The following is a 2,157-nucleotide window of genomic DNA, read 5'->3' on the forward strand; positions in this document are numbered from 1 at the left end:
GGCGGTGGGCGGCCCCTCGGTGCGTGCCGCGCCACCCGAACGGCGGCCCGGACGAGCCGCCGCGGGGTCCGCGGTGCGACGGTGGACACCGCAAGAACTCCGGACAGAAGTGGGGTCCGGAGCTCCAAGGGGGTGTTCCGTTCTCGCTGCCGACTCCGGGAGTCCTCGTGACCTGCTGTGACCGACGAGATCTGGGCCTGCTGCTGCTCCGGCTGGGTACGGGAGGGGTGCTGGCCGCGCACGGCACGCAGAAGCTGTTCGGCTGGTTCGGCGGCCACGGGCTGGCGGGAACCGGCCATTACATGGAGTCCGTCGGGTACGCGCCCGGAAGGACGAGCGCGCTGGCCGCCGGTCTCGCGGAGACGGGCGGCGGCACGCTGCTGGCCCTGGGGCTCGCGACGCCTGCGGCGGGCGCGGCGGCGGCCGGCGCCATGGCCGGGGCGTCCGCGGTGCACGCCCCGAACGGGTTCTTCGCGCAGGAGGGCGGCTACGAGTACGCGGCGAGCCTGGGCCTGGCCGCCACCGGTCTGGCGGTCGCCGGGCCGGGCCGGCTCTCCCTGGACCACGCCCTCGGGCACGTCTTCGACCAGAAGTGGATGGTGCCGCTGGCGCTCGGCGCGACGGCCGCGCTGACCGCGTTGGTCGTGGGCGCGCGCAACGCCCGGGTGCGCAGACGCGCCGAGGGCGAGCAGCAGGCGCTCTTCGAGGAGTAGGGCCCGGACGCCGCTGACAACCTCCCCGCCTGTGGCCTTCGTTACGGTTGCGCCGCGTGTGTCCCACGGGAGCGATGGGCAGTGACTGCACGTGCACTAAGCCGTCCAGTCCGTCCCGTTGGGGGGAACCGTGAGTGTGTGCGTGATCGGCGCAGGTCTGTCGGGGCTGGCGGCGGCGCACGCCCTGTCCCGCCGGGGCGTCGACTTCGTCTGCCTGGAGAAGGCCCCGGACGTCGGCGGCATCTGGCGTCAGCCGGGGGCCGGGGAGAAGGGCCCCGGTTACCTCTCCCTGCACCTCAACACCGCCAAGCAGCTCACCGGTTACGCGGACTTCCCGATGCCCGCGTCGTACCCCCTCTATCCGCGGCACAGTGACGTCGCCGCCTATCTGCGCGCGTTCGCTCAGTGGGCGGGCGTGCTGGACCGGGTCGAGACGGGCGTCGAGGTGCTGTCCGTGACCCAGGAGCCCGAGGGCGCGTGGACGGTGGTCAGCCAGGGCGCGGACGGGGCCCGGACCGAGCGGCGGTTCGCGCAGGTGATCGTCGCCTCCGGCCACAACACCGAGCCGGCCCTGCCGCACCCGGCGCCCGGCTCCGACTCGTTCACCGGGCGGATCCTGCACTCGCTCGACTTCCACGACGCCCGGGACTTCGCCGGACAGCGCGTGGTCGTCGTCGGGCTCGGCGCGTCCGCGGTGGACATCGCCTGCGACCTCTCCCGGCACGCGGCAGCCACGATGCTGTCGGTCCGGCGGGGTCTGCACATCGTCCCGAAGCAGCTGTACGGCATCTCGGTCGACGAGTTGGCCGAGACACCGTGGTTCACCGAGATGTCCTTCGCGCAGCAGCGCGAGTTCGTCGAGAAGGCGCTGCACACCGCCCGGGGCGCGCTGTCGGACTACGGGCTGCCCGAGCCCGACCACCCGATATTCTCCTCGGCGGTGACCCTGTCGGACGAGATCCTCAGCCGGATCCGGCACGGCGCGGTGAGCCCGAAGCCGGCGATCGGGTCCGTCGAGGGCGGCCTGGTCCGGTTCACCGACGGGACCTCGGCGGAAGCCGATGCCATCGTGTACTGCACGGGCTTCCGCATGGCGTTCCCGTTCCTGCCGGAGGGCTGCCCGGTCGGCCCCAAAGGGTCGGTGGAACTGTACCGGCGGGTCGTCGCGCCGGACCGTCCCGGCCTGCACTTCGTCGGCCTGGTCCGCCCGGTGGGCTCCGTCACCCGGCTCGTGGAGGCGCAATCGCGGTGGGTCGCGCGGATCGTCGAGGGCGCGGCCGTGCTGCCGTCCTCGGAGGTCATGCGCAAGGAGGTCGACGGGTATCTGAGCTCCGTCGCGGAGCGGTACGGCAATGCCGAGGGCTCCTCGATCCAGGTGGACGTCGCCCCGTACCTCGCGGAACTGCGCGACCTCTAGGGCAGGCCCGGAGTACCGAAGGGCGTC

The 2,157-nt window shown here is 73.1% G+C and carries 2 protein-coding genes; both read left to right on the top strand.

Annotated features, from left to right (window positions below; genetic code table 11):
• Positions 1–167: 167 nt before the first annotated feature.
• Positions 168–713 (top strand): DoxX family protein, encoded by a 546-nt coding sequence (locus ABT085_RS45880; protein ID WP_351623091.1) that lies wholly within the window; start codon positions 168–170, stop codon positions 711–713.
• 142 nt (positions 714–855) lie between these two features.
• Entirely contained in the window at positions 856–2,130 is a 1,275-nt protein-coding gene (locus ABT085_RS45885; RefSeq protein ID WP_502982997.1) for a flavin-containing monooxygenase, read from the top strand.
• The last annotated feature ends 27 nt before the right edge of the window (positions 2,131–2,157 follow it).

The organism is Streptomyces sp. NPDC002265 (assembly GCF_040296125.1).
Lineage (GTDB): Bacteria > Actinomycetota > Actinomycetes > Streptomycetales > Streptomycetaceae > Streptomyces.